This is a genomic window from Cohnella herbarum (assembly GCF_012849095.1).
Classification (GTDB): domain Bacteria; phylum Bacillota; class Bacilli; order Paenibacillales; family Paenibacillaceae; genus Cohnella; species Cohnella herbarum.
On the sequence record NZ_CP051680.1, the window covers coordinates 4,730,978 to 4,753,024 of the forward strand.

At 46.0% G+C, this 22,047-nt stretch carries 12 protein-coding genes; 1 reads left to right on the forward strand and 11 read right to left on the reverse strand.

The window, feature by feature from the left end:
- Positions 1 to 167 precede the first annotated feature (167 nt).
- Positions 168 to 2,636, forward strand: coding sequence for an O-antigen ligase family protein (locus HH215_RS20225; protein WP_169281535.1), 2,469 nt, complete (start codon positions 168 to 170; stop codon positions 2,634 to 2,636).
- Between the two features lie 59 nt (positions 2,637 to 2,695).
- Here HH215_RS20225 and HH215_RS20230 read toward each other — a convergent pair whose 3' ends face one another.
- The 11 genes from HH215_RS20230 to HH215_RS20280 all read right to left on the reverse strand — a co-directional run bounded on the left by HH215_RS20230 (position 2,696) and on the right by HH215_RS20280 (position 21,954).
- Positions 2,696 to 4,837, reverse strand: coding sequence for a hypothetical protein (locus HH215_RS20230; protein ID WP_169281536.1), 2,142 nt, complete (start codon positions 4,835 to 4,837; stop codon positions 2,696 to 2,698).
- Between the two features lie 133 nt (positions 4,838 to 4,970).
- Positions 4,971 to 7,928, reverse strand: coding sequence for an S-layer homology domain-containing protein (locus HH215_RS20235; protein WP_169281537.1), 2,958 nt, complete (start codon positions 7,926 to 7,928; stop codon positions 4,971 to 4,973).
- A 559-nt stretch (positions 7,929 to 8,487) separates the two neighbouring features.
- Positions 8,488 to 9,972, reverse strand: a complete 1,485-nt coding sequence (locus HH215_RS20240) for an S-layer homology domain-containing protein (RefSeq protein ID WP_169281538.1) — start codon at positions 9,970 to 9,972, stop codon at positions 8,488 to 8,490.
- On the reverse strand, positions 9,966 to 12,677 hold the full coding sequence (locus tag HH215_RS20245; protein ID WP_169281539.1) for a hypothetical protein: 2,712 nt from the start codon (positions 12,675 to 12,677) through the stop codon (positions 9,966 to 9,968). Before HH215_RS20245 ends, HH215_RS20240 begins: the two co-directional genes overlap by 7 nt.
- A gap of 152 nt (positions 12,678 to 12,829) precedes the next feature.
- Positions 12,830 to 13,960, reverse strand: a complete 1,131-nt coding sequence (locus tag HH215_RS20250; RefSeq protein WP_169284491.1) for a glycosyltransferase family 4 protein — start codon at positions 13,958 to 13,960, stop codon at positions 12,830 to 12,832.
- A 136-nt stretch (positions 13,961 to 14,096) separates the two neighbouring features.
- The gene (locus HH215_RS20255; RefSeq protein WP_254450159.1) at positions 14,097 to 14,867 is read right to left on the reverse strand and encodes a WecB/TagA/CpsF family glycosyltransferase; all 771 of its coding nucleotides are present in this window, start codon (positions 14,865 to 14,867) and stop codon (positions 14,097 to 14,099) included.
- Positions 14,868 to 14,955: 88 nt separating this feature from the next.
- Positions 14,956 to 16,134: a polysaccharide pyruvyl transferase CsaB gene (csaB, locus tag HH215_RS20260; protein ID WP_169281540.1), complete on the reverse strand. Its 1,179-nt coding sequence runs from the start codon at positions 16,132 to 16,134 to the stop codon at positions 14,956 to 14,958.
- Positions 16,135 to 17,035: 901 nt separating this feature from the next.
- The gene (locus HH215_RS20265) at positions 17,036 to 19,087 is read right to left on the reverse strand and encodes a DUF5693 family protein (protein ID WP_169281541.1); all 2,052 of its coding nucleotides are present in this window, start codon (positions 19,085 to 19,087) and stop codon (positions 17,036 to 17,038) included.
- Positions 19,088 to 19,109: 22 nt separating this feature from the next.
- A complete protein-coding gene (locus tag HH215_RS20270; protein WP_169281542.1) occupies positions 19,110 to 20,813 on the reverse strand; it encodes a phospho-sugar mutase in 1,704 nt (567 codons plus the stop codon).
- 25 nt (positions 20,814 to 20,838) lie between these two features.
- Entirely contained in the window at positions 20,839 to 21,276 is a 438-nt protein-coding gene (fabZ, locus tag HH215_RS20275; RefSeq protein WP_169281543.1) for a 3-hydroxyacyl-ACP dehydratase FabZ, read from the reverse strand.
- A 168-nt stretch (positions 21,277 to 21,444) separates the two neighbouring features.
- Positions 21,445 to 21,954, reverse strand: a complete 510-nt coding sequence (locus tag HH215_RS20280; protein WP_169281544.1) for a CDP-alcohol phosphatidyltransferase family protein — start codon at positions 21,952 to 21,954, stop codon at positions 21,445 to 21,447.
- Between the last annotated feature and the right edge of the window lie 93 nt (positions 21,955 to 22,047).

Below are 22,047 nucleotides of genomic sequence, written 5' to 3' on the forward strand. Positions count from 1 at the left end.
TAGGTTCAATCGTTTCTTCTAATACAAGTATACTGTTATTTAACATATAACGACAAGTTTATTTATATTAGTGGCTCATCCGATATGCTCTACCTTGAAAAGTTTTCCCAATTCACTCTTCTATGATAAACTTATCCTGACTAAATTTCCAATGGAGGATCAACGGAATGTCTAAGAAGCAACGAAGATACAGCTCCACAAATCAATCAAATACTATGAACTTGTACCATCGTTTTCTTTTCGGCTCCATCTTTCTTATTCTTTTATTGTTTTCATTTAAGAGAGCACTATTTCAAGGAGAACAATCCATTTTCGAAGGTCCCATTTATGCATGGTTTATTTGTATATCCCTACTCCTTGTATTAGTTGTTTCTGGCACAATGTACTTAAAAGGTTTTTATAACTCACGAATTACCATCGTACACTTCGTTGCTTACTTATTGCCGATATCCTACGCCTTATCAATGGTCTCTCCCGCATCTTCCCATGGTTCCTCTATTGGCTTTCAGATCCATTTCGGATATGCTGCTTGCTTTCTAATTGCTTTATTCTTAACCACTAATCTTAAAGGTGCAAATGCCTTAATCAAAATTCTTCTCTCGGTGTCTTACATCTTGGTAATCTTCGGCTTAGCTAACTGGTTCGGTGATGCCTCCTTCTGGGGCATATTTAATTGGTCCGAAACGCCTGGAATGGTTAGTAATATATATCGTGACGCTGTATTAAATCAAGGAGTGGATGCGCGACTAACATCCGTATTCCAATACCCGAACAGTTATGCTGCGCTACTAATGGGTATCATGATAATTACTCTTCTAGCTATGGTGTCTACACGTAAGATCAAGTCCCTAGTTGTTTATTCCATTTTCGTTGTTCCTTTAATCGTTTCCTTTATCCTAACAGCTTCGCGTGGCGCATTCGTGGTATTACCTTTTATATTGTTCATTGTGCTACCTTTCTTAAAGTTCTCAAAGCAATTACTATTTGTTATTTATACATTTATAGCAGTGATAATATCATTTATAATTTCAAGTTACTTGTTTAATGAGGGTATTGATTTACAAGTATCCTTTAGCCCCGCGAAGGCATTTCTTGCCTGGGTGGTCCTATTAGTATTTAGCGTCTTGTTTACCGGTATCTCTCTACTGATCTATAAGTATCTTCTAATAAGGTTAGAAGCTAAAACCGTAAAATGGGAATCATCTCGTTTCTCTAATTTTCATTTGCCAGCAATAGGTATAGTATTGGGTGGCCTGTTAGCTTTACTACTCTTCACTAATACAGGTTTTACAAACCTATTACCAGATAATATTAAATCTCGAATCGACAGCATCAATATCAATCAGAACAGTGTGCTTGAAAGAGGCACCTTCTATCAAGATGCTATTCGGCTATGGAAAGACTATCCGGTAACTGGCGCCGGTGGCGGTGCTTGGAAATCGTTATACGAACAGTATCAGAACAATCCCTATACTAGCAAGGAAGCTCATAGTTTTTATTTGCAGTTACTAGTAGAAACCGGAGTCGTTGGACTTCTCTCGCTAATAATATTACTTTCGGTTGTATTCTATCATTTCATAAAATCTTACCTTCGTAAGTCTGAGCGGGATTGTATCCCTCATCTGAGTTTCTTTGTTTTAGCTCTTGCTATACTTGTACATAGCAGTCTTGATTTCAATATGAGTTTTGTAATTCTTGGTATGATTGTATTCCTCTGCCTTGGGGGTATGTTAGGTGGCAATGAACTTGTTCCATTTAGATTCCAGAGTAAGATCTCAGTTAACAGATGGTTTTATTCCTACCCGTCTATTTTACTCATTGGTAGCATCACTTTATTAATTTTCTCGGCGATTGATCTATCAAGTAATAATCAATATAAATCGGCAAGGGATAATGCAGTACAAGGAACTTCTCTCGAAGAAATCTTTACCCCCTTGAATAGTGCAATCTCTAAAGAGAAGCATCCAGAATACCTTGATCTTAAAATGGAAATATTAGTACAACTATATTCTCAATCTCGAAGCCCGGAACATCGGGACGAATTAGAAAAACTTCTTATTATCGGGAATCAACTGGAGCCAAACTATAAACCATTCATCCAAAGAAAACTCGACCTATTAATGATTGATAAACAATACGATCAAGCATTGGATCTAATCGAAAAGTCTCTGATCAGCCACCCTTGGGAAATTTTATATTTTGAAGCATTGGCCAATATACATTTCCAGTATGGCTTAGATAATTTGAATAATCCAAACAAAGCGAAAGAGCAATGGAAGTTGGGACTTGCAATTGAACAACGTGTCCTTGCTAAAGCTAAGGGTTTAGAAGCTTTACCCGATGCACAGACCCAAGGACGTGAATTCGGAATTACTTCTAATCTTGCACTTACTCTAGGACAGATCAATTACTATCAAGGTGATTATTCAATCGCTGCGAAGTACTTACAAGCACGATTAGACACTACCTTTGATGATTCTAATGATTATGAAGCTGCTCTCTACTACCTGGCTGCGCTGCAGAAACAATCTCAATCAGACCCTGTATTAATGGAGACGATGCTAGCTACACAGCAAGACAAGGAACAGTTAACTAGCAAATTGGAGATGCTCTTAAACCAATCCCCCCTTCAATAACGCTATAGAATTCCTCTAACAAAGAAGCGAACAGGTATAAGTCCTGTTCGCTTCTTAGTTTAATTCGTTAAAGTTCTATTTACTAACCAAGGTAATTTTTGTGTTGCGATTAACGTTTTATAGCCAGGCGTCACTTGATAATAGACGTTGAGATTGTAATCTTTTAGTGCAGTAATCAGATCTACAAGTTCAACATCATTCCATGTCACTTCTGCATGATTTTCGCCAATCTTGAGCTCCGCAGCTTGTGCGTTAGCGGTGCTATCGCTTGTCGGGAAAGAGAATTCCTTCCTGAACACGGACTTAGGATTCGTATCTTGCAATTCTATAACGATTTTATGATCTTTCATGTTTGACTTTTTAATCAAATCTTGCGTGAGGTTATAATCAAACAACAATGTTACTTGAGATTCCTTAAATGCAATCTGAGTAGATACACGTGTAATTGACATTTGATAAGATTGCATATCTATTTTCTGAAGTCCATCTTGGGCTTTGAATAACTCCGGAAGTATAAAAGAATACGGTGATGCGTATCCAACCAATTTCTCTTTCCCAGCAGTTGTGCCAGTCTCAGTCGTAGTTTCAGTTAACGCCTTTCCTATTACTAATTGCATATCGGTCATGTCGATGTCTTTAGGTACCGTAGACCATGCATTGACGATAGCTTGGCCTCCAGGGCTTAGCTTATCATCTATATATTCAAAGGTTGCTGGGTACACAGTTCCATCCGGTTTCTGAAAATATCCGGCTAACTGTTGCATCGATGATTGGCGCTTCTCATCATTAAACACTGCTATTTGTGCAGCTATTAGGTTCGCGGTATTACCTTCGTATATGTTCAAACGATTGATCTTTACTGTTGATCTATATCCAACATCTTTGACCTTAAAACCAACTTCAGGTCGTGCGCTTTGTATTGTATTGAAAGTACCATTGTGATTGAATGTAACTAGTTCAACCTGTTCCTCGGCATTGCCTGTAGTTGTCTCTTTCTGTTGGACAATCAACTTAAGCTTTCCGATGTCAAAAGTGTAAGGCACCCTACCCACTAATTGGATACTTTCTGAAGCACCTGGTTTTATTGCAATCACTTTGTTATTTTGACTAATAGAGGCGGGTTTCTCAATAGATTCATTGAAGAGGTACTTCCCATTCAGGTTTGGTATTGGAAGTGTCTCATTACCCTTGTTGGATATCGTTAAGTTTGCAATAATCAAATCATCTTCCTCGATCGGTAGTCGGTTCATCGAGTCTAATCTTATAGAGTAAACTCCTTTTGAATTTGTAAAAGTATAAAATTTCCCTATTTCCTCTCCCTCGGTTACCTCAGCTTTAGGGAGTTCAAATAATGCGACCGGGAACTTTCCTTTACCTTCATTAATAGGATACATAATAGCTAACTTCCAGCCATCGGCTTTTACATTAAGCGGTATATTCACCGTCATTTGAAATTCCTTCTCTGTCAACGGGTTCAAGATGGTTCCCTTTAAATTCGTTGCGGTCAAAGGATACATTAAATTATCTTTGGTCATTATGTACAATTGGTATTCCGGTAAGACGATCGTTTGTTTACTATCATTCTTAATCATGACACGTAGATCTGGTCGATAATAACTTTCACTCTTACCGATTGTTGCCTTCTTAACGGAAATCGTTGCACTTATATCATCTGTCACAACCACTCTAGCAGCCCCTGCTGGAGTTACTGGATTATATCTTAGAGGTACTGTAATTTCACCCAGTACGCGAGTGTAGGAAGATGCAGAGAAGTCCCATTGAATCACTTTAACAATTAAGTCCGTAGATTTAATATCATTACCTACCGAACTGAAATAGTTCAAATCAACGCTAGTCTTTGCCGGTACTTTAGCCATTTTTAGATTTGTATTCTGAACATTCAACTTCGTACCCGATTTTGTATACACATTTACCCAATAGTCGATTAAGTTCAATTCAGAATTACTATTATTATTAATCGTTAACGTTAATCCTACAGTCTGATGATTATCAGAAGGCATAACTAGAACGTTCTTAACATTTGCCGTTACATTCTCTTTCAGTTTTACCGTTCCGATTGTCACAGGTTGAAGGACTTTGTTTCCATTTGTTTCCTCAGCAGCATATATAGGAATTTGAACAATCCCCATTAACAAACAGATGGATACAACCATTGATAATAATCTTACTTTGAACCTCATTACATTCAACCTCCTGCGGTGGATTATTCTACTATATAAAACGTTAATAGACGCAACTAAGTTGCGCCTTATTGTTGAAGAATATAAAAAGAAAAGGATGAGGCTAGGCCTCATCCTTTTCCATGATGCAATCTTAGTTGTGGATCAACGTGCTTGCGGATTTACCGTTAGGAGCAGTTGCAGTTACGATGAACTCATATTTAGCCGCAGTTGTTGCGAAGCTATTGATGAGACCAGTTGTTGCATTGATCGAAACGTTAGCACCTGTTACTTCAGATACAGCATAACGGATACCTACAAGGCTATCATAACCATTGATGTTAGCGCCAGCATACTCGATACCGTATTGATCTTTTACTTTAAGATCCATGTTCGTGTAGATGTAGGATCCAGCAGTAACAGCGGCATCGTTGCTACCTTTAGCGCTTACGCTATCAACAGCTACCAGATCATTCTTAACTGTCACTTTAGCAGTCAAGACTGCTTGTTCGTTGTTGAGTGCTTTGTAAACAACTGCAGTTACAGTCGTTTCGCCTGCTTTGTTACCAAGAACATAACCTTTGTTACCAGCTGCAACAACTTTTGCAACGTTTGGATTCTCAACAGTTATAGAAGCGATGGAATCTGGATAAGCAACAGAGTTACCAGCGTTGTCTTTAACTACAAGAGATACCGTTTTAGCAACTGCACTAGTGTTTGGTGCTACTTGTGCTCCACCAGTTACCAGCAATCCGCTGTCAAGACCAGCGTACAGGGAAGCGATGCTCTCCAGGCTGTAGTTCAGTGCAACTTTAGTTGCGTCGATCGATTCGATCGAAACACCTTGAGGTGCATAGATTGCTTTCCAAATGCCTGGAGTAGTTGTTTCTTCTTCAAGAGTCGCTTTCAATGTTGCTTCACCGAAGGATGTACCAACAGATGTGAAAGTAGCGCCGTCATTCAGAGTATCGAATTGAGTGTTAGCTACATATGCAACTTGACCGTTACCCGATACAGCAGGACGCAGAGGATCTGCACCAGCAGTACCATTCAGAACAGCACCGCCGTTTAGTGTCAAGCCAGTTACAGCGATACCGGAGTTATAAACTGCAGAACCTACAGTGTTGTGGTTAACGAATTCCAATGCTACACGGTATTTTGCTGCCGAAGCATTAGTACCGAAATCGTCACCGTATTGGTCTTTAACTTTGATTGTGAAATCAGAGCTAGTGCCCAATACCGTCTTAACATGAGGCTTCTTAGTCACAGCAACGGATGCTGGAATACGAGCATCAGATACTGGAATACGAAGCGTTTTGAAATCATTTGCATTTGGAGAAAGGATGCTTGCAGTAATGAATACTACAGATTTAGCAGGTGCGTTAATTGTTGGAAGAGCGATTTTACCTTTGTTAGGTCCGATCAATGCGATATCAGCAGTCCCTGTAACTCCAGAAATACCGACTTTGATGCGATCTTTTTTAGCGTTTTCTACGATTTCTTGAGTTGTCAACTTGTCGCCATTAGCATCGTAAGCGTTCAAAGTAACGAATTTGCCGCTATCTCCGCTTGCAAGCGTGCCTTCGTAAGCGTCAAGCTCAAGTTTCGTAGCTACTTTGGAAGTACCGATTTCGAAGTTCAATTTAGCATTTGCAGATCCGGAATACAATGTCATTGTGTGAGTCGATGCTTTGTCTTCTTTGTCAGTCAAAGAAAGACGCACATCATAACCATTGTCGTTGTCGAAATCGCCAGTTTCAACTTTAGCATATTGTGCGTAAGGCACGATGTTATTGTTGAAAGTTACTGGAGTTGCCAACGTTTGATCATTAGCAACAGGGTTGCCGTATTGATCGAACAATTTAACAGATGCTGTTGCAGTGTCGCCTGTGTTGATCAAAGCTGTTTTGCCGTTTTGATATTTCAGTTCGCCAAGTTCCATTTTAGTAACGAATGGAGCAAAGCCGAGTTTGAAAGTTTTGCTAGCAGTCAGGTGAGTCTCATTGAAATAAACGTAGATAGGGATCATTGTCAAGCCTGGAGTTGTAGTTACAGTTGCACCAGTTGTGTTCAGCTTAACAACAAGATATCCATCGGAGTCTTTAGTCAACTGCTCGTTGTAGTTCGTGATGTTTACTGTGTAAGAAGAAGCATTGAAAGATGCCAATTCGCCATATTGGTTCTCAGCTCTCAGACGAACGCGAGTCGCGTTGGAGTGAGCGATTTCTTCGCTAGCAGTAGCGAATTCCAATTTAGTTACGGCTTCTTTTTCACCTTTGAAGGAAGCAGTATCAGTACCGATTTCTTCAGCAGTAAGACCGCTCAATGTTACGGAGTAGTCAGCTTCAGTGATTTTCGTGCTAGTCAGAGTCAATGTAGCCGATTTTTTGTCATCAGCCCATTTTGTCTCAGTAGCAACGGAACCAGTGCCGCGTTTAAGCGTCAATTTAGCTTTCTCAGTGTCAACAGCTTTGTCCAGTACTACTTCTACTTTAGCAACGCCTGTTGCTTTAGCGGAAGATACCGAAGCTTTAGCAGGAACTTCTGGGTTAGCAGTTACATAAGCCGTGTAACCAACTTCGATCGCTTGACCGCGAGTAGCTGATTTTGTGTAGTCAGTACGAGCAGCAGTCAGACCTTTGTTGATAGCAGCTTGAATGTAACCAGCAGCCCAAGCAGAAGCGCCTTCTACTTTAGCATCTTTAACTTCTTCAAGCTTAAGGATTCTTGCAGCGATTACGATAACTTGCTCAACAGTAACGTCGCCTTTAGGGTCGAATTTACCGTTGCTGCCTTCAACCAAACCTGCTTTAGCAGCAGCTTCGATTGCACCGTACCACCATTGCTTGTTGTTTACGTCTGTGAAGGTGTTGCCTTCTGTAGCAGGCGCAAGATCAGCAAGAGCGATAGCGATTGTAGCGAATTGAGCGCGAGTCAGTTTGTCATCCAAACCGTCGGAGCCCGTTGTAGTACCTTTAAGGATGCCTTTGTCTTTAAGAGCTTGATATTTCTGAGCTACAGTAAGTTCTACTGTTTCAGCTGCAGAAGCCATGGATGCGAACAAGCCGAATACCAAGGCGATAGATAGCAAAAGGGATAAACTTTTCTTCATAACCTTTTTTTCTCCTCCTCGAGAATGTATCTGTTTTGTTTGTGTGTGAAAATTATAGCTCGAATCTCTCATCGGTGTTTCACCCCCTTCCTTGAGTAGAGCATTGTCTATAATTGATGTCTGTCGGCATGTCTAATTAGTAGATACATGTCGCAGAAACTTGTAAACAGAAGTAAATAATCGAAAATGAACAGAAATTAGGCAGGGTAAATTATGCCACTTTCCTCATTATACATGAGGGGATTACCCAGCGTAAAGAACATTTTGATAGAGAGATTGGAAGATTAGTTCTCGAGTCCCTCTCGAAAGACTCAACATGTTAAACGCATGGCGCGGAGAAAAGTTGCGGTTTATTTCAAAATAGATCTCAACTTTTTTCGATTCTTTACTCACGACTGTTCCTTAAAAGCTATGTAAGGGCTTATCGCTTCTCTAGTATAGCTTGGACTAGTACTTTAGTCATTGGTAAATCATTTCCTATAGAACCAAGTTGAAACATACTTAAGATAAGAAGAGCACCTCTATCCAGTTAGGAAGGAGATGCTCTTCTATTGCTTGACTAGTTTAATTTCGGTAAACGTTTCTTATCCGCAAGTACTCTTGCAACCAAGATAGCCGAATCCGAACGGAGCAGATTCGATTTCGGTTCGAATACGTTGCCCTTCTTAGGATCGGCCGGATCGACCGGCGTGCCTAAGATAAATCCTTTCTTGGCCACTGCCAATACGGCAGGTCGGGCATAAAATTCGATTTGCGCGTAGTCTTTAAATAGTTTTTGCAGAGACGCGTCAATTTTCTTGCTATCTGTATCCAACTTCATATTCAGCGTTCTTGCGATAATGACAGCCGCTTGTTCCCTGGACACTGACGCGCTTGGTTCAAACGCCCTTGGCGTTGTACCTCTAATAAGTCCTTGACGTGCAGCCGTCTCTACATACCGGAAATCCCATAATGCATCGGGGTTAATGGTGTACGGCACATCATCGAAATGAGACTTACTCAGCTCATAGTTCAATGGAATGTCTATCGCTTTAACCATCATGCGCGCAAACTCTCCACGGCTGGTAGGTAAATCAGCGCCGAATTGATCGTAACTTATTGGATTCATGACGCCTTTAGCATAGATCGCTTCCAAATAGTTCTTCGCATAAGGGTGCTGGGTAATATCGTAGAAAGAGTAAACCATTTTTCCGACTACGTAATAACCGAATTGCGAGAATGGAACGGTAATCGTGTGTTTCTTCGTGTCAACTACGCCGCCAACGTTCTCCCAGTACTTATTCTTCACGTCATAACGGAAAGCGGTAATGATCGTTCCCACTGTATCCCGCATATTCTCATCGTATTTAAGTTCCAGTGTGCCAATCTTTGAAGTCACGAGTTGTCGGTTGTCAGGACGGTTATCATAGGTCGGGATGTCGCCTCCTCCCGGCCCCTTGGCTCCCGGGAATTGATAAGGGTCGACCCCGAATTTCAACGGATCATAAGTATTCGTTACCGGATCATCGGCAAGACCGGCATCAATCCAGAATACCGGACTGGATTTAATAAAGTGCGTAGGAAACGATACGTTAAATCTAGTGCCGAAGCTCTGAAGAATCAAATCGAAGTTGGCCGGTAATGTTTCATACTCGCGCCGATCGACGACACCGTCTTCAGGGTTGGCAATGGCGAACATCACTTTGTGACCGTCGAAAATTTGGTTTTTCAAATTTTGCGGTACGTTGAAGTCTTGTCTAATCAAAGTCGTACCTTTAGGGAACTTCAGACTCAAACTACCATCGAATTGCTTATGGCTACTCTTCATCGTCTCCAAGAAACCGGCGCCCGGAATGTTCGTAGGTACATATTTAATCTCCAGTGTTTCTTTGGAAACGTCGTTCGCATTCGATATCGTCATTTCGATTTTGTTGACTTTACCGGCTTTTAATCCCGTAACGAAATAGCGATAAGCATTCGGATAATCGATCAAACCGTCGTTATCACTGTCAAAATCAATCTTCTCCATGGCAACCGACTTGATATCTCCGCCTTTGATCAACACTTTATCAGCGCCAGGGCGTCAATTACAACTTCGATAAAGTTTTGATTGACGGTGTTCTTGGCAGGCAGTATCGGACGCAAGATCTTGTACGGTATCGATGTCGGATCGACTTCAAGTCTATACGTTGCACGCGGACCTGCCTCGCCGCTGTTATATACGAAGAAGTTATAGATCTTGGAGCTTCCATCGATATTCAGCTTCTGTCTCTTTATGGTGAAAGAGAAGGATTGCAAATCCATGTTATATTGTACGGTCAGATCACTCGTAAACGGTGAACTTGCAGGATACGAACCTACAACCTTACCGTCTTTGACGAGTTGGAACGGTTGGGACAGGTCCCACTTCCAAGGATCTTTTTCCGAAGGCGTGGTCACCTTTAATATATATTTCTGCTGCGTCGTGGTCGCGATACTCAACATCTTATTAATTACCGCTGTCTCGGTTGTCCCTAAGTCCAAGAAATCAAAAGTACCAAAAACGTTCATCTCGGACAACGACGTTGTAAATATGCTGCCCCGCATTGGGAAATTCGGGTCATTGGACAGAGGGATATCGTTATATTGCGTACCATAAGGGAATATTCCAGAAGTCCCCGGTGCAGGAATAACCGGTAAGTTCGTGGGCACCAGATTAATTTTGATTGTCTTATCGTAGGATTCAGTAGCTGTCTGATACAGAATTCTAATTTTATTTTCCCCAGAGTAGAACTTATTATATATATCTCTAAGGCTATTAGGCGGCGCTGGTTGAGCCGGATCTGGATCTGCCGCTATATCTAGTTGAAAATCGGCAATCGTTGCCTTATCAACGTTATTACCATCTAGCCTGACTCCCTTTTTCAAAGGCACGAGCGTGTTATTAATATAGAAGAACACGGTTTGCCCTGGCGAAACGTATTTAATCTTGGTTTCATTCGCGATGTTTTTGAACGTTCCCGCGAAGTTACCTAATTTATTCGTAATAATTTCGGTTGCTTGCTGTGTTTCTGTTTGTGTTGTATCGACGCTAATAATCATTCCATCTACTGCTTTATCGTAATTGGCATATGGACCGTAGAGCAAATTAATCGTCGCCGGCTTTAACACTTGCGATCCAGTTTGCATTTGGAAGTTGATGGTTTGAGTCCCCGTTACAGGCATCGAAGAAAATTCGTATACAATCCTGTAAAACGTCTTAGTGACCCCGTTTACCATTTTAGTCACAGTTTTAACATCTGCTGCGTTAGTATTAACTCTCCTGAACACCGGAGGTGTGGTTTGGGTCTGACCTGCGATGTCTTTGATGCTGTCGATCTTCATCGGTAGATCAGTAAGCCCGTAACCGGCAGCCGGGGGATTTCCGATTAAAAATTCTACGGCAAACGGCATAGAGAAAATGTTCGTCCCATGCAAAGGTCCACCTGTAATATTCTCGTAATTCGTTCCGTTATACGACTGCAGGTAATTCATCTCATGAATATAAGGATCATTGCCATTCTGGAGGATGAATCCAAGCTCGTTAGTTCCTTCCTGGGAAGGCGTGATATTTAGATGTTTGTTCACTTCGTTATCGGATAACAACTGAACATTATACCGAGTATCTTGATCCAGCGTCCCTCCGACGGCAGTCTTCAGTTGCGCATTGCTCAACGCAAAAGAGTACACGAAAAATTTATCTTTTTTGTTAGTTAAAGGCTCCGGAGTCGCGTAAACGTAATCCGTTACCGATGGTCCATATATTACCCTAACTTTCTTCGTACCGCTGTTGTCTGCTCCGCCCACAGGCCAAGTTGGATCCGGATGGGGTTCTAGAGGACCTGAAACAACGTCAGCGTATTCCGAGTTCGGTACGATTACTTTACCGGAAACTTGAACGTTGTTAATGTTAGAGAAATTATAGTTCGGGTAGTACTCCATCGGCATGCCGTCCGTTCCGGCGCCCTCGTTGATGTTTACATCGTAGTAGGTGACGCTTCCGTTATAAAAAGCAATTTCGCGAGTGGTCTCCAAAGTCTGGGAGTTATTCTTCACTCGAATCGTAACGAGGTTTTTCCCTTTCTTTAAATTGACGGGAGACGCAACGAAGCTATTGTTGTTGCTTGGATTTACGTTGTATGTTTTACTATTTCCATTTACCACGATCGTTACATTCTGTGCATTTGGCGCGTTACCCGTGATACTAATGTCATAGTTATTCCGACCTTTGGACGCATTCGAATAAACGACGGTTGTTTTGCCATCCGTAACGGGGAATGCTTGTCCGTCGATCTGTGCCATGAGGTTATAAAACAAAGGTCCGTTCCGATAATCAATATAGAAAGAGTCTGCAACCTCTCCTCCATTTTGTAAACCTTTGAACGTTATTTTATTCTTTCCCGGGAATAGCTCGATATTGAAAATGGTAATCGCATTGCCATCCGGATAAATATTACTCGTTTGATCGAGTTTAGACGTCCCAATAATATCATTCGTCGGGTCGCTATCGTTTTTGTCGTCGATAATCTGATGTACGCTGTACGAGATCGTCGTTGGGTTTACATTGTTAATCGAGCCCTGAAGGGTAACCCGCGCATCCGTCGTAATGCGATACGAGGAGGGATTCGAGCTCTCGCTTGGAAATACGAAGCTTCCGTTCCCAACGGCCGCATTCGCTAATGGCGCCTGAGCGGGGAGCAACTGAAGCAGGAGCGCGAACGCGATGAATACGGCACTGATTTTTTTAAACACAATGATTTCCTCCTTACATTTCTTCCCGGCATTATGGGTGTACCTCTGTTATCGGACGAGAGCGGAGGAATATTTAGGCGAAAAAAATAAAAAATCCCCGAATCTCGATCGAGATCAGGGATTTAAGAAATTTTTAATAAAATGAACTGCTATTATTTCCCCCGAGTTTCCGTATGAGGCTTCATCCGAAGTCTTGCCAGGAAATCGAGAACGGGGCGGCGAGTCTGGTCGACGATTCCGATAAGCTCGGCACCGATCTGCAATAAGAACACGAGAGCGCATATAACGATAAACGTGATCCAGTTCCCTAAACCAGTATTCGATACAGACGATTGAACGATCGCGCATGTTCCGAAGAAAGCGGCGATTCCGTATATGATAATAACGGTTTTCCGATGGCTGAATCCAAGTTGCTGCAAGCAGTGATGCAGATGTCCTTTGTCCGGAGCGAAGATCGGCTTCTTGTGAATCCAGCGACGCACGATGGCGAAGAAGGTGTCGGACAACGGTACGCCTATGATGAGCAAAGGAGTAACGAAGGAAACGATCGTGATTTGTTTGAATCCGAGCATGGACAACGTCGCCAAGGCGAAACCGAGGAACAACGAGCCCGAGTCTCCCATGAATATTTTCGCGGGATGGAAGTTGAAGAACAGGAAACCTCCGATTGCACCAAGCAATACTGCCGATAGCAAAATAACGGCTTCATTACCCATAATAATCCCCATCACCATAATCGTGGCAACGGCGATGCCGGATACGCCGGCCGCAAGCCCGTCCAATCCGTCGATTAAGTTAATCGCGTTCGTGACGCCGACGATCCAGAGGATCGTGAGCGGAATGCTGAGCCATTCGCCCAGCGGCTGCATGGCCGAACCGAAAGGAATGTTCAATAAGTTGATTTTCACGTCGAAACCGAATACGACGATGCAAGCCGCGCCGATTTGCACGAGCAATTTGAGCTTGGCGGACAAGTCGTACTTATCATCCAGAGCCCCCAGCAAAACGATAACCGTACCGCCGACCAGCAGAGCGCTAATCAAATTGCGGTCGTAAGCGCTTAGCGCTCCTTCTGGAACGAAAGGCAATATAAGTAGCAATCCCACCGTGAACGCCGCATAGATCGCTACGCCGCCCAGACGGGGCATCGTTCTTGTATGAACTTTACGTTGGTTCGGCACGTCGATCGCGCCGATGCGAACCGCCAGCTTCTTAACGAGCGGCGTTAGAACAAGCGCAAGCGCCATTGCCCCAATGAATGAAATGAGTCCAATACCTAGCATCCAACCAGACACCATCCACAACTCCCCTTTTTCTGTACCGGAATGAATTATACTCCCGTAACAAGGAATTCAACAAGGTGAACATTCAGTCGTTTTCAGCCGTTTTTCATGATTTTTATCATTTTCACGAAAGTTTTCACGATGGATTGTTATGTTTAAGGACTTTATCTCCGTCTTTAATCACTTTGAGCGCAAATCGAGGCAATACGAGCATCCTCTTGAACCGGGTTGGTTGCTGTATTAACCTATAAAACCATTCCATCCCGAGTTTGCGAAAAAATGCCGGAGCTCGCTTGAGCTTACCCGATACGACGTCGAAACTCCCCCCTACGCCCATCACGACGGGAACGCCGAGTTCGGACTGATACTTCTCGATCCATGGTTCTTGGTTCATTGTTGCGCGAGCCACGAACAACAGATCCGGATTAGCTTCCCTGATTGCGGCTACGACTTCTCCATCTTCCTTATCCGTAAAATAACCATCTCTATACCCCACGAAACGGATGCCTGGAAACTGTTGCTTTAGCTTATCGTGCGCTGTTTGTATAATATCCGCGGACGCCCCTAGCAAATATGCGCTCCATTGATGACGCTCGCCCTCTCGAAGCAATTCGTGCAGCAGGTCGTAACCGGCCACTCGTTCTTGAACGGGCTCTTTTAAACGCCGAGCCGCCCATACGACGCCCGAACCGTCCGGAACAACGAGATCAGCGGTCGCCAACGTGTGATGAAAAGACGGGTTGTCCATCCCCACCATCAGCATGATCGGATTGCCCGTGACGACTCGATGCGGACGTCGGGTTTGAATAGCTCGGGCTAGATAATCCACGGTTTCTTTCATATTCATTTTCGAAAAAGGTACGCCATACAGGGACACCGTAGGGTACGGCTTCGATTTGGGCTTCAATTCGTGTCACTCTCCAGGTAGCATTATACCGCCTTCGGCGATGGGTTAACACTTAAAAAATTCTTTTAATTCTAAATATTCGCCTACACTATTTACGTATGAGCGACACGATTTGTTTCGAAGGCTTGCCCGCTTCCTTCTTTAGGCGCGCAATGGCAGCGTCGCAAGCTTGATGCCACCGCTCCGGATCGCGTAAAATTTCGACGGCCTGCTGGGACATATACTCCGTATCCAGCTCCTCCGTCGTGCCGACGGCTCTTTGTCCGAGGCGCTGCAGGAATTGGTCGATCTTAGGGTCGTATGACAGCCCCAGAAGGGGTACATTCTGATTCGCCGCATAGATGAGCGAATGCAGGCGCATCCCGATGAGCAACGCGCATCGGCCGACCTCCCGCAGCATCTGCTGCGGGTCGTCGTGCGCCGGGGCCAGCTCTGCCGAGGCCCCGGCAGAGCCTAGCCGTTCCATCACGTAGCGGGACGCATCCTCGTCCGCGCCGCGATGGAACGGCAGGAAGCGCAGCCGGACGCGATGCCGTCCTGCCAGCGCTTCAAGCGCGGCAGCCGCGCGGTCCAAGTCCGCGCGGTCGCCGCGCCAGAACCTGACGGACACGCCCACCACGGGCGGCGTGTCCTCAACCAGGTCGGCGCGCTTTGCGCTCGCCGACTCCACATACGAGCCGCCGCCGCTGGCTGGGCTCGCAACATCCTCGCCGGCGGCAGCCCACGCCGGCAACCCCATAACCGGATCCGGCACCACGTCAATTCTCGCCGGAGGAACGCCATACCTCCTCAGCAGCGTCGCCGACTCCTCGTCCCGCACCGAAACATAAGCCGCTTTCCGAAACGCGCGAGCTATAAAAGGCTCAAACATTTTCCGGTTCACCGGTCCGATTCCCTGCGCATATACGAAAGTCGGCTTCCCGCACCAACGGGCCAACGCCATAATCCCTAAGTAATACGGAATCGAGCCTAGCCCCGTCGCATCTTGCAGCAAACTTCCCCCGCCGCTGATCAGCCCATCGCTGTTCTTAAGCGCCCGTCGCACATCCCGGAGCTTCATCCGATGGACCGCCTCCACGCCATATTGTTTCGACGTCCATTCCGGGTCTCCGGAAAGCACGATTGGTTTCAGCTTTATCCCCGCATGATCCGCCGCTTCATCCAAAGCCGTCAGAATACTCTTCAATACCGCTTCGTCCCCGCTATTTCGGAAACCATAGAACCCCGACAACACCAATCGGTATGTCTTTCCGGCGTTACCCGTCACGTTTTCTGCACGATGTCCGATTTTCTCCCGCCCCTATCGCGAAAATCTCTAATGTAGGATGCTCCAATTATCCCGCTCCTACAAATTAACGTTATGACAAAACCCTATTCGACGCTCATTACCGCTTCGCTTAAAAATAACATTGTACCATCGCTTTATTTCCACTTTCAGATACATGATCGATCTTCTATTTGACCAATAACATTCTCTCATCGTCTTATTCGTAGCTGTGCTTGGCCTTTCGCCGAAAATAACGTTACACCATCGCTCTATCCCATACATTGAGGTGCAATTCCTGAACAAAAGGGTTAATGGCTATACACCCTCAAACCGAATCCCCACACCAGCACTCTATCCCACACTTCGAGCACAGTTCCTGATCGAAAGGGATAATGGCTATACACCCTCAAACCGAATCCCCACGCCATCACTCTATCCCAAACTTCGAACGCAGTACCTGACCGAAAGGGATAATGGCTATACGCCCTCAAACCGAATCCCCACACCAACACACTCTATCCCAAACTTCAAACGTAGTCCCTGACCGAAAGGGATAATGGCTATACACCCTTTCGAACCAAATCCCCTACGCCATCAATCTATCCCATACTTCAAACGTAGTCCCTGACCGAAGGGGATAATGGCCATACGCCCTCTCGAACCAAATCCCCTACGCCATCATGAGCGAAGGGGATATGAATGGTTGTCATTTGCTTGATTTACCATGAGATTTAGTACCATGTACTAACGCCTAACCGCCACGTGCAAATCGCTTTTCCTGAGCGAGCGGGATACCGTAAAAGCGAAACAAAGTCCGACTCTCGACTCCCGACTTCCCACTCCCCGGTACTCCCACGCCCCCACTTCCTGAGCGAAGGGGATACCGTCGAAAGCGAAAGCGCTAAGCAATAAACCTAGAACTCTTCAGCCATTTAACCCATATTTTCTCGCCAATTTGCCATACGACTATGATCGCTAATCCGATCAGAACGCCGATGCCAAGACCGAGGAATACCCTAATGAGAGACAGCAAGAACGGAGTATGAATATGCGCGAATGTATCCACCATCGACAACTGTCCGATCGTACCGGCAACAAGAAGTACCATCGCCCAACGATACCGGAGCGCCAAGAAAATTCCCGCGAAGAACAACGGATGACCGCCCATGAATTCCTTAATACGCGGCCGCACGCCGAAAGTATTTTCCATCAGCGAACGGAATTGCATTTCTATCCCCGTCACTTGGCCGCCATTGCCCGTTCTGGACAAATAATAGTAACCTACCGCGCCAAGAATACCCACACCCGCGATCCACAAAACCGTCAGCGGCATTGCCAGAATTTTTCTCGCGTTGCCCACGACCGTCTCACTGGATCCATACAAGAATACGTAAATCGCCACCAACCCGATGGGAACCAAATGAAGCAAGTTCACGCCACGGAACTGCTGCAGCACCAAGCTATAGGAGATGTGATTAAGCAAAGCTACGATAAAAGGAACGGCCGCAAGCGATAGAATCGTCGTCCGAACGAGAAGGATCACTGCGCCCCCTAAACGGCGCACGCTTGAAATCGGCTGATCTTCCGCGCTTTCCCTGAGTACCCGGATCCGCTTAATGAGCAGCACGACCGAAGCCGTCGGCGCGGCAATCGCCGTCATTAATGCCAAGGCTTGTACCATTAGAGTGGAATTGAGCACGTACAATCCCGCTCCCCCGACTCCTCCGGCTACGAGAACAGGCAACAATAGAGATGGAATAAACAATCCTACGGTTAATGCGACTAGCGCGATCGCGCCAAGCATCGCGATTCCACGTAAAATTTTCTCCGAAGGAGCTTTATGCACCTCGAATGCTTTAGGCTCCCCGATTTCGAAGCCGAAATCTTTCAGTTGTTTCACGACGCCTACGGAGTCTTCTTCCTCGTCTCCTTGCAATACGTCGATGATGTTTTGCAACGGATGCGTGACTTGACCTTTGGTCGAGTCCCTGACGGACGCCGCGTTCAGATACAACAAACGAATATTGCGATCTTTTACGCCAAGCACGAGCCGATCCTCTAACACCGGCTTCTTGATTACGTTCATTTCGGCTTCTCCAACGGAGTGAGCTCTGATCGCATCGTATTTAAGCAGGTTGGCTAGCTTCGCCATCCCTTTCTGAGGGACCTTCAAGTTCTCGAATATCCCCACGCCGATCCCGTGTTTCTTCAATTCGCTCGAGAAGCGTTGCACGCCTTTGAACTTAATTCCTTTGCCATACCCCGTGACCGCTTCCCCATCGAAAAGCACTCGGGTAACGCCGAGCTCCTCGAACGATTGAAGCCACTTGTCCACTTCGACCGGGTCGAACGGAACAAAACGGTCCGACAAGCGCGGAACGATCATGAACCCGGCATCCTTAAGCATTTTCATAGCTATCGGGTTCGGTTGCATCGCGCGTAAATAGGCATCGTCATATCCCATGCTTAGACGCATTCCCGCACGGTCTTTAACGGACCAATTCGTAACTTCCGCACCATGATGACGGAACGCCCACTCAATGATCGGACGAAGCACCGGCTCGTTCTCCGGTCGATTGAAGACCAAATAAGTGCCGTTATCCTCCGGAGGGGAAACGCGTCCCTCAAGCAAAGCCGCCTGAGTGGCATTGTACACGTTTATTTCGCCTGCCCAAGACAGTTCCTCCAACGTGCTTTCAAATACGGCCATTCCGTTCACGCCCGCATCTTTCAGCAGCTTTAATTGCTCCTGTACGAATGCTTGCGGATTTACTTGCGTATTTCCGACCTGCAACAGGTCCCGGTAGTCCATTACGATAGCGACTTTATCCGCGGAAGTTTCCGTCTGCACTCTTGCGTACATAACGGGAAGCGCCGCCACAACTCCAAGCAGTACGACCCACCAAAGCCATTTTGCCAATCTCGTATTCCAAGTATTCAGCCACTGGGGCACAACGGTCACTCCTTCATTTCGTCTAAGCCTGCGAATCGACCCGAGCCATAACCGAATCCACGAGTTGCTTCAAGGCAGCCGTCGCTTCATCTAATCCCGTGCTGCGTACCGCAAAATAAATCTTGATTTTCGGTTCCGTTCCCGATGGACGCAGACAGAACCACGAGCCGTCCGCGAGCAGGAACTTCAGAACGTTCTCGGCGGGCAAGCCGTCCAATCCTTTGGCGTAATCTAGCGATTGGACGACGGTAACGCCGGCGATCTCCTCGGGAGGATTACAGCGCCAATCATCCATGATCGCCCCGATCTGCGCTACGCCGTCTTTCCCCTTAAGCGTGCGGGATTCAAGCTTTTCAAGATAAGTGCCGTGCTTGGCATAGAGCTCGAGCAACACTTCATACAAGGTTTTCCCTAGCGCCTTATAATAAGCGGCCGCTTCGCAAATCAATAACGAGGCCACTACGGCATCCTTATCACGCGCGTAAGTGCCCGTCAAATAGCCATAGCTTTCTTCATAGCCGAATAAGAAAGAATGAGATCCGGTCGCTTCGAACCGCGTCATCAATTCGCCGATATATTTGAAGCCCGTTAGCGTGCTGAACACTTCGCAGCCGTAAGATGCAGCGATATCCGCGCCCATCTCGCTCGTAACGATCGTCTTGATGACGGCACCGTTAGTTGGTAGTTTACCCTGAGCTTGCAAATTCGATAGCAAGTAGTTGACCATGAGCGCGCCGGATTGATTGCCCGTCAGTACGACGAACTCTCCCTTGTCGTTCTTCACGACGGCTCCCATCCGATCGCAGTCGGGGTCGGTGCCTACGATAATATCCGCTCCGACTTCGTTCGCGAGCTTGATCGCCAGCGTAAACGCTTCTTGCTCCTCAGGGTTCGGAGATTTAACCGTAGGAAACTGTCCGTCCGGCTGCTCTTGCTCCGCTACGACATGAACGTTGGAAAATCCAGCTTGCTCTAGCACCCGTTGGATCGGAATGTTACCAGCTCCGTGTAAAGGAGTGAAGACTACGCCCAGCGCTGCGCCTGCGCCCGTCTTAATTAACTCAGGCTGTACCGTCTGCGCTACGACCGTATCGATGAACCTCTGATCGGCTTCATCGTCTAGCCAGACCAGCAGGCCTTGAGCCTCGGCTTGTTCTTGCGACAAACGTTTCACTTGATCGAAAGATTCGACCTGCCGTATTTGTTGGATCACTTGCTCGGCTTGATGCGGCACGAGTTGCCCGCCATCCGCTCCGTATACCTTGTATCCATTATATTCGGGCGGGTTGTGACTCGCCGTCACGACGATTCCGCCTGTCGCTTGCAGATCGCGAACCGCGAACGAGAGCTGCGGAGTCGGCCGCAGGGAGCGGAACAAGTAAGTGCGAATGCCGTTCGCCGCAAGTACGCAAGCAGCTTCCAAGGAGTACACGTCGGAATTGCTGCGTGAATCATGCGCGATGACGACGGAAGGCGCGGAGGATTCCCCGAGCAGGAAACTCGCGAATCCTTGAGTCGCTTTACCGATCACATAGCGGTTCATCCGATTCGTTCCCGCGCCCATCACTCCGCGAAGTCCGCCGGTACCGAATTCGAGATCGCGGTAAAACCGGTCCTCGATTTCTTCGCCGCGACCCTCGATCGCCCGTAATTCATCTTTCGTCCGTTCGTCTATGTTAGGATCCTGTAGCCAAGCTTCATATAAGAACTGCGGATTGGTAGCCATGGTTTCTCTCTCCCTTTATGAATTGTTAGCTTTTCGACGGATCGGAAAGAGCGAACATAAGCTCGCCTTCAGCGACGACAACGTCGCCCACTCGCGCCGTACCCCGGCCTTTGCCGATCGGCCCTTTCAAGCGGGTGACTTCCAGCTCCAAAGTCAACGTATCTCCCGGTTTCACTTGTCCGCGAAATCTGAATTCGTCGATGCCCGCGAAGAAACCGAGCTTGCCTCTATTTTCTTCTAACGCCAGCATAGCGACCGTGCCGACTTGCGCTAACGCTTCAACGATCAGTACGCCAGGCATAACCGGGTATCCCGGAAAATGTCCGACGAAGAACGGCTCGTTCATCGTTACGTTTTTGAGTCCTACAGCACGTTTCCCCGGCTCGAGTTCCAGTATGCGATCGATGAGCAAGAACGGCGGGCGGTGCGGAATCAATTCCTGAATTTGCACGATATCTAACATTATTTATTCCTCCTATATCATCTAACCTGTTGTACGAATAATTGAACCGCGAAGGCAAATAATACTATTATCCCTTAGGCGAACTGCAGTCGCAAAGGTTGATATAAGAGAGCTTGCCGCCGCCCGCCGTTCCTCCAGCCGGCGGCGGGCTCTTTTGTGCCGCAACGGTTAAGATGCCCGGTTTAAGTTTCTGAATTTCATGAAATAAATGATCGAAGCCAAGAAAGACAAAGCGATTCCGAACCATAATACGTCTACTCCTATGGATTGTTCCAAGAATAGCAATGTAATCGCCGCGTAATAAATGACGGTGGTCGCTTTGCCAAGCAAGTTGGCCGGCACCGTCTTTAAGCCGCGGAAATGAAAAATCGCCGAAGCGATAATCATGACCAGTTCACGGAATGCCATCACGATAAATGCCGCCAACGGAAGCACGTTCTTGATTAGAAGCGCCAGAATGACGGATAACATCGTAAGCTTATCCGCTAAAGGATCCAACATGCTGCCGGTTAACGTAACTTGTCCGCTTCGACGGGCGATGTATCCATCCAATATATCCGTTAATCCAGCTACCAATAATACGCACAAAGCCGCGATCGACTGATCGTTCAAATACAAGATCAAAAACAAGGGGATTAACACAAATCGGGACATCGTCAGCATATTGGGTACATTCATTCCCGTGCTTCCCCCATTTCTCTAAAGTTCCCAATCATTATAACGCTCACCCCTACAAATGAAAACTCCCCGAGCAGAAGCCGGGGAGTTGCC

Excerpts from the sequence above, each read along its gene's own strand:
- HH215_RS20280 (WP_169281544.1), bottom strand. The coding sequence starts at position 21,954 with ATGAATGTACCCAATATGCTGACGATGTCCCGATTTGTGTTAATCCCC.
- HH215_RS20270 (WP_169281542.1), bottom strand. The coding sequence starts at position 20,813 with ATGGCTACCAATCCGCAGTTCTTATATGAAGCTTGGCTACAGGATCCT.
- HH215_RS20250 (WP_169284491.1), bottom strand. The coding sequence starts at position 13,960 with ATGCTAGGTATTGGACTCATTTCATTCATTGGGGCAATGGCGCTTGCG.
- HH215_RS20235 (WP_169281537.1), bottom strand. The coding sequence starts at position 7,928 with ATGAAGAAAAGTTTATCCCTTTTGCTATCTATCGCCTTGGTATTCGGC.
- HH215_RS20230 (WP_169281536.1), bottom strand. The coding sequence starts at position 4,837 with ATGAGGTTCAAAGTAAGATTATTATCAATGGTTGTATCCATCTGTTTG.
- HH215_RS20225 (WP_169281535.1), top strand. The coding sequence starts at position 168 with ATGTCTAAGAAGCAACGAAGATACAGCTCCACAAATCAATCAAATACT.
- fabZ (WP_169281543.1), bottom strand. The coding sequence starts at position 21,276 with ATGTTAGATATCGTGCAAATTCAGGAATTGATTCCGCACCGCCCGCCG.